Genomic DNA, 6,613 nt, shown 5'->3' with positions numbered 1-6,613 from the left:
ACGACGCGGGGCCGGCGCAGAGAACGCCGGCCCCTCGTGCACACCGGATCTTCCGCGACAGGCTCAGCCCGCTGACCTCGGGCAGGCGAACACGCTGTCGACCCGCGCCGCCGCGGCCATCCGGCGCGTGTGCTCGGCCCGGTACGAGTGCAGCCTGGCCGCGGCACGGGCGGCCGCTGCCTCGTACGCGGCCGTGCCCCGGCGCCGCGCCTGCTCGAGCGTGTCCGCCTGCGCGCGCTGGAGCGCGGCCCACTCGGTCCGGCTGGCGTCCTGGACCCGGTCTGTCTCGCACGCGGGCTGGGCCGGGGGGTCGGACGGGAAGCTGCAGGCGGCGAGGAGCAGGACCGGGAGCAGGCGGTGGACGTCGCGCATGGGGAACGATCTCCAGGATGATGGTTATCTCGGCTGCCCCATCTTTTCTGAAAGGGGTGCGTCGGTGAGCGCGGCGAGAGCGCTGTGGATGGCTCCGGCCGCGCGCTGCACCGCGGCCTCCGCCGGATGGGCAGCGCCTGATCCGACGAACGCTTCCGCCTCGGCTGCCGCGCGCCGGAAGAGGGAAGCGAGGCGGGCGGTCCCGGATTCTTCCCGTGCCACCCGGCGTCGGACCGAAGCCCACGCGGCCAGCGCGGCTGCCGCATCCTCCGCCGGCGCGGCGAGGACCTTCGCGAAGCCCGGGTCCAGCGCCCAGCGCGGCGCGGCCGAGGACGGCGAGAGGCCGGTCCGCTCGGCCACGGCGCCGGCGCGGAGCAGCGTGCCGCGGAGCACCGCGCGTACGGACTCGCGGGTGTTCTCCGCGTACCAGCGGCGGCCCGGCGGATGGTAGCCGGGCGCGAGCGACGCGGCGGCCCACGCGAGCCGTTCCTCCGGCGTCTGGCGCACGGCTTGCGCGTCGGACATGCGCACTACCTGGGCGGGCCGGATCCACCGGCCGGTGCCCGCGACCGCGCCGGCGTACAGGAGGACGAAGACGGTGCGTCCCGCGATCGCGCCGCCCGGCGGGCGCATCCCGACGGCGGCGCAGGCCGCGGTAATCCTTTCCTCCAGCCAGGGAAGGGGGAGGAGCGGCGGCAAGGTGGTGGCCACGGGCCTGCTTCGGGGTGGACGTCGTGCGTGAAGGGGGACCGCCTATGGGGCGGGCGTGTTCTCGCCCACCAGGCGGGCGAGGATCTGCCGCACCTCCGCGACGAGGTCGGCGGGCTCCGCACGCCGGGCGCGTGGTTCGTGTACATCCGTCAGGAGCAGCGCGAACACCATGTCCTCGTCCCGTAGCTCGCCCACCTCGGCGGGCGCCGGTTCCGCCGCGACCAGCGCCCAGACGCGTCCTACCACGTCGCCGTGCACCTCCGCGGCTACGGCCAGCAGCCAGACCGGCCGGGCAAGCATCGCCCGCACGGCTGCCGCCCGGCCCGGCGCGACGGGTACGTTCCCGATCACCCGCGCGCCTGCCGAGACCTGCAGTGCGCCGTCGCCCCGGTCGCGGAGCGCAAGGGTGACGGGGTTCCTGCGGCGGACGGCAACGATCCGGTGATGCGGCGTCTGCATTGCGCGGAATGGCTGGGGACCAGTGGCTCGGGTGGTCCCCGCTGGTACCACGACCACGGGCCGCCGGTTTTGACGCCGCGCACGGCCGCGCTTTTCTGTGACGGGCCTGATCTCCAGCGCCGCGTAGCGTCCGTATACCGGACAGCGGGGGTGACGGCGGAGCGGTGGGTGGCGGGGTACCAGTGCGGGCGCGCGCGCATGCGCCCTCGCCGGATCCATGACCGCCGAGCCCCTGCGCCGGCTGATCAGGTGCACGTGCACACGACTCTCCCGCTCGCGGACCCACGTGTCCAGCACGTCCGGCTGGACTGCATCGACCCGTCCCCGTACCAGGTGCGGCTCGTCTTCCCGGAGGGCGAGATCGACGCCCTGGCCGACAGCATCCTCGCGACGGGACTGATCCATGAGCCGCGCGGGCGGCCGCACCCCACCCGCGCCGGGCGCGTGGAGCTGATGCCCGGCGAGATGCGCGTCCGGGCGCTGGAGCGGCTGGTGCAGCGCGGCCAGGCTGACGGCGTGCTGCAGCGCGATCAGGACGGGCAGTGGCTGGTGCCGGTGGTCCTGGCTGCTGCCGATGATGATCATGCCGAGCGGATGGTCGCCAGCGAGAACGCGGACCGCAGCGACCTCTCGCCCTGGGAGTGGGCGCGTGCGTACGCCGCGCGGCGGGAGCGCCGGCGCGAGCGCGGACTGGGTGCGGGAGTGCGGGACGTGGCGGGGAGCGCGGGCAGCGGGAAGAAGTTCCAGACGGTGGGCGAATACCTGCAGGTCGCCGACGCGCTCACGATGGAGGTGCTGCTGGCCGCCGGCGTTGTGAAGGAGGGACAGCCGGACCACGCGCGGCTCGCGAGACTCCCGCTTGCCGCACTCCGGCGCGTGGCGCGCGCGGCGGGGGCGTCGGCGACTGCGGCCGCCGAGCGCCTGCTGCAGGAGCTCGTGCGCGCCGGGGACGTGATCGCGGCGGAGCGGCTCGCGAAGCGCGAGCGGGTGCTGCAGCCTCCGGCGGAGCCCTGGGAGGCAGGGTTCCAGGTGAACATCCGGCAGCCGCTCACTTCACTCGCGTCAAACCAGGCGGCGCGCTACCTGTCCCGGCTGGCGCCGGTCGTGGAGGTGTTGGCCGGGCGGGCGGAACTGGACACAGGAGAGGGCGAGCGGATCGCGGCCATCCTCGAAGCAGCCGCGCGGGCGGTGCGGGCCGGCGGACCCGGCCGAGCACGCCTCGGCACGCGCGCGGCGCGAAGGCGGACCGCGCTGGCCCAGCGCAACCGGGGGAGCCGTGCCGTGCAGCAGGGACTTCCCCTACGGTTCGCGGCGGACCGGCGCGACGCGTGATCCGCTACACCGGTCCACGCCTTGGCCCCCCACCCCGGGCACCGTGGATGCCGGTGGCTCCCGAGGTGGCACCTGCCGCTGGCGCAGCTGCGCAAGCTTCTCGCAAGCCTCCCGGAGCTGCCGGCGGAGCAGGTTGATACGGATGGATGTGTCATCGGCGGGATACACCACGTACACGTCCTTGGGATCAGGGTACAGGCTCGCAGCGGGATGCACCCGGTGTACCTCGCCGGTCACAGGGACGCTTCGAGAGGTCCATGGCGCCGATTGCGCCGGGCCGGATCCGCCATGAGAAAAGGGCCGCGCCGGGTGCACCCGGCGCGGCCCTCCTGGCTCGGTGCCCTGGCCGGTCTGGCGTCAGTGCAGCACGCCGGCGGCCGCGGGATTCGGCATCACCTCGTCGATGCTCTCCGCGTTGGTCATCTGGATGAGCAGCGCCTCGAGCAGGGGGAGGCGCGCGGCGGCGTCGTCGCTCCCCGCGGACGCGAGCAGCCGGTGGGCCTGGATGCTCTGCACCAGCGCGGCCGCGAGGGCGGCCCACGCGGCCGGCGCAAGCGTGAGCGGATGGTCCACGTCGGCGCCGCCCCGGACCAGCATCTCCACAATGCGGTCGAAGAACGGCACGAGCTCGGGCACGACGAGGTCGCGGTACGGGGGCGGGTCGAGAATGGGTGCGTTCATCGGCGTTATGGGTTGGGCGCCACTTTGGGCGCGGTGAAGCGATGTGCGATGTGCGCGGCTACGTCTCGCGCACGACGTCCTCGGGGCGTTTGTCCTCCCGGACTGCCAGGAAGCGCGGCCAGCGGATCCTGCCGGTCTCCGTCCAGTGGTTGAACCGCACGTCGATCACGATCCTGGGGTCCACCCACGTCGCGGGCTCGTCCAGCTTCGGCTCCTCGGCGAAGGGGCAGGCGGACCGCTGGATTGCCCGCAGCCGCGCAGCCATGCGCGCGAGCTCGTCCTCGCTGAACCCGGTCCCTACCCGCCCGGCATAGACCAGCCTGCCGCGATCGTGGTAGCCCACGACCACCGCGCCGAACGCCCGCCGTTCCCCCGTGGATGTGGTGAAGCCGCCGACCACGAACTCCTGCCGGAGGGCGAGCTTCAGCTTTCTCCATGCAGGGCCGCGCTGGCCGGGCAGATAGGGGGAGTCGGCGCGCTTGGACACGATCCCCTCCCAGTCCTCCGCGCGGGCACGCGCCACCATCTTCACACCCGCGGTGTCCTGGAGGGCGAGCCGGAGCCCGGGCGGCGGCTCCGAGAGCAGGGTGTTCAGCACCTGCCGCCGCTCGCGCAGGGGCCGGTCGCGGATGGAGCGCGCAGCGACCGCGAGCACGTCGAAGCCCACGAAGGCCGCGGGGATGGAGCGCGAGAGCAGGCGGATGCGGAAGGGGTCCTCCAGCGGCAGCCGCCGCTGGAGGAGCTGGAAGCCGGTGAAGCCATCGCTGGCCGCAGCGACGATCTCTCCGTCCAGCACGAGGTCGTGCCCGACAAGCCCGTGCAGCGCGCGGAAGGCATCCGCCACCTCCGGGAACTGCCGGGCCTTGTTGTGGCCGTTGGCGGTGAAGAGCGCGACGCTGGCGGAGCCCACGTGTCCCTCGATCCGCACTCCGTCGTACTTCTGCTCGTGGAGCCACTCCGGGCCCTCCGGGACGGTGTCCGTCGGCTGTGCCAGCATGGGCCCGATGCGGGTGATCATCGTGGTCACGCCGCCCGGCGCGCCGCGATGGACGCCTCCAGCAGGGCAACCAGGTCGGTCACGGGCGTCCCGCCCGGCTCGCCGCGGACGTCCGGCTCCGGCTCCTCGCCCTCGGCGCGGGCCATGATCAGGCGCTGCAGCCGCTCCCGGTGGCCGTCCTTGAACTCCGCCGTGGCGAGCGCGCCGGAGAGGCTGTCGACCAGCTGCAGCGCCAGCGCGACTTCGCGGTCGCCAAGACCGGTGCCACCGGGCAGCGCGAACTCGCCCATGTCCACCAGCTCATCCGGCCAGTGCAGTGTCTGGAGCAGCACCACGTCGCCGGCTACGCGGATCGCTCCCATGTGCTGCTTGGTCCGAAGCGTGATCAGCCCGATGCCGGTCTTGGAGGAGCGCGCGAGCGCTTCACGCAGCAGGGCGTACGTCCGTGCGGCGTCCGGCTTCTGGGGGAGCACGAGATACGGCTTGTCGAAGAGGCGGGGATCCAGGGCGTCGTGCGGTACGAACAGGCGGACGTCGAACGAGGCCTTGTCCTCGCGCGAGGCGGCGCGCTCCTCCTTCGTGACCACCACGAACTGCCCGGGCGCGTGCTCGTAGCCCGAAACCAGGTCTCCCTGCGCGACCTCGTGCGCCTCCGCCGGATCACCGCCGGGCGCGCCGGCACAGATACGCTTCATGGAGATCGGCTGGCGGTGGACGGGGCAGAGCTGCCGGAACTTCACGTCCTGCTCGCGAACGGCCGTGAACAGGCTGACCGGAAGATGGATCAGCCCGAAGCTCAGGGTGCCGTTCCAGGTGCTGCGCGACATGGCTTCGATCGTCTCCTGGGGGGCGATGGGGAGAAAGGGACGGCCCGCGCTTCCCGCGTGGGCGGCCACGGTGAGGGCGCGTCGTTCCGGTGCCGCGGACCACGCGCTGCTGCTGCACCCAACCCTCTTTTCTGATCGGGGGTGGCGGGTGCCGCACGGCGCGGCACCTCGCCCCACCGGGATGTCAGGCGTCTTCCGAGTCGACGATGTCACTCGGCTCCAGCCCGAACTCCGCGAGCAGCGCGAGGAAGGCGCCGTCGGGCAGGTCGGCGCCTTCGACGGCCGCGAAGAAGGCCGCGAGCCGCTCTTCCTTCGTCATCTCGGAGATCTCGTCGGTCATCGGCTGGCGAGTGGAGAGGGGAGCACCGGCAGGATCGCGTGCTTCCGGCCGCCACGACCGGCGGCGGACGGAGAAACGCCGGCGGCGCTCAGGCGGGCGCGGCTGCGTCGCCGGGATCGGCGGCGGCCGTGCCGCCCTGGTCAGTGGCGCGGCCGGGTGGCTCGCGCATCCCCTCGCCGGTCGCGAGGTCTTCGTGGAAGGCGTCGTATTCGTCCGGAATCATGGCAGGCTCGACGAAGGGTTATGCCGCGAGCGGACGCTCAGGCGGCCTGCGGCTGCAGGGACTCGGCGAGTGCCCGGGCGGCCGCGTACCCCGCCTGGGAGTCCTCGCGGAAGGTGGCGGCCAGCTCCTCCACGTGCGGGTCGACGGCCTCCGCGATCTCGCGCAGCACCCGCGGCGACGCGCGATTCAGGGAGCGCACGTGGTACTGCCGGAGCGACATCAGGTTGAAGGAGTACGCGTCGTCCGAGAGGGTGACGGGCTTGATGGTCAGGTAGATCCCGCGGCGCGCGCTGTGCGAGACGTAGCAGACCTCCACCTCCACTGCGTCCCCGGACTCCTTGTCGCGGTAGCGGAAGCAGTTCTTCGGGTCGTCGTGCGAGGGCTGCAGCCTGGTGATCGGCATCGGCGGATCTCGTCCGGGTGAAAAGAAGCGCGGCGGCCGGGATGGCCGCCGCGATCGTCTTGCGGGCCAGGGACGGGCCCTACGCGGCCACGGCGCGGGGCTCCACGAACTCGCCCTTCAGCTTCTTGATCTGGACGGAAGCGTGGCCCTTGGACATCCCGCGGTCCAGATAGCCGTACGTCTCGAAGACGAGCCGCCGGTCCTGCCCGTCCTCGTGCAGGAGATCCAGCATGTAGGTCAGCTGGTCCGGGGTGAGCGGCTCCTTGCC

Annotated in this window: 11 protein-coding genes; 1 reads left to right on the top strand and 10 read right to left on the bottom strand. The window is 72.9% G+C overall.

What is annotated here, in order from left to right:
• Nucleotides 1-63: 63 nt before the first annotated feature.
• The 3 genes from VFZ20_RS07850 to VFZ20_RS07840 are packed head-to-tail and all read right to left on the bottom strand — an operon-like array spanning nt 64 to nt 1,392.
• Nucleotides 64-372, bottom strand: a complete 309-nt coding sequence (locus tag VFZ20_RS07850) for a hypothetical protein (RefSeq protein WP_329683298.1) — start codon at nt 370-372, stop codon at nt 64-66.
• Between the two features lie 24 nt (nt 373-396).
• Nucleotides 397-1,083, bottom strand: a complete 687-nt coding sequence (locus tag VFZ20_RS07845; RefSeq protein WP_329683297.1) for a hypothetical protein — start codon at nt 1,081-1,083, stop codon at nt 397-399.
• 42 nt (nt 1,084-1,125) lie between these two features.
• Nucleotides 1,126-1,392: a hypothetical protein gene (locus tag VFZ20_RS07840; protein WP_329683296.1), complete on the bottom strand. Its 267-nt coding sequence runs from the start codon at nt 1,390-1,392 to the stop codon at nt 1,126-1,128.
• A 405-nt stretch (nt 1,393-1,797) separates the two neighbouring features.
• On the opposite strand from VFZ20_RS07840, the gene VFZ20_RS07835 reads away from it, so the two are divergent.
• A complete protein-coding gene (locus tag VFZ20_RS07835; RefSeq protein ID WP_329683295.1) occupies nt 1,798-2,874 on the top strand; it encodes a ParB/RepB/Spo0J family partition protein in 1,077 nt (358 codons plus the stop codon).
• Between the two features lie 357 nt (nt 2,875-3,231).
• On the opposite strand, the gene VFZ20_RS07830 is transcribed toward VFZ20_RS07835, so the two are convergent.
• From VFZ20_RS07830 to VFZ20_RS07800, 7 genes are all read right to left on the bottom strand, one after another.
• Complete coding sequence (locus tag VFZ20_RS07830) at nt 3,232-3,555, bottom strand: hypothetical protein (protein ID WP_329683294.1); 324 nt, start codon at nt 3,553-3,555, stop codon at nt 3,232-3,234.
• A 58-nt stretch (nt 3,556-3,613) separates the two neighbouring features.
• Nucleotides 3,614-4,573 carry a non-homologous end-joining DNA ligase gene (ligD, locus tag VFZ20_RS07825; protein ID WP_329683293.1) on the bottom strand — a complete coding sequence of 320 codons (960 nt, stop codon included), beginning with the start codon at nt 4,571-4,573 and terminating at the stop codon, nt 3,614-3,616.
• Nucleotides 4,574-4,578: 5 nt separating this feature from the next.
• A complete protein-coding gene (locus VFZ20_RS07820) occupies nt 4,579-5,379 on the bottom strand; it encodes a Ku protein (RefSeq protein ID WP_329683292.1) in 801 nt (266 codons plus the stop codon).
• A gap of 184 nt (nt 5,380-5,563) precedes the next feature.
• Complete coding sequence (locus VFZ20_RS07815; RefSeq protein WP_329683291.1) at nt 5,564-5,719, bottom strand: hypothetical protein; 156 nt, start codon at nt 5,717-5,719, stop codon at nt 5,564-5,566.
• Nucleotides 5,720-5,807: 88 nt separating this feature from the next.
• Nucleotides 5,808-5,942 carry a hypothetical protein gene (locus VFZ20_RS07810; RefSeq protein ID WP_329683290.1) on the bottom strand — a complete coding sequence of 45 codons (135 nt, stop codon included), beginning with the start codon at nt 5,940-5,942 and terminating at the stop codon, nt 5,808-5,810.
• A gap of 37 nt (nt 5,943-5,979) precedes the next feature.
• Nucleotides 5,980-6,345, bottom strand: a complete 366-nt coding sequence (locus tag VFZ20_RS07805; protein ID WP_329683289.1) for a hypothetical protein — start codon at nt 6,343-6,345, stop codon at nt 5,980-5,982.
• Between the two features lie 79 nt (nt 6,346-6,424).
• A partial coding sequence (locus VFZ20_RS07800; protein WP_329683288.1) for a hypothetical protein occupies nt 6,425-6,613 on the bottom strand: 189 nt, incomplete at its 5' end.

This window comes from Longimicrobium sp. (genome assembly GCF_036280135.1).
Classification (GTDB): Bacteria; Gemmatimonadota; Gemmatimonadetes; order Longimicrobiales; family Longimicrobiaceae; genus Longimicrobium.
This window is presented reverse-complemented; position numbering and strand designations above follow the sequence as displayed.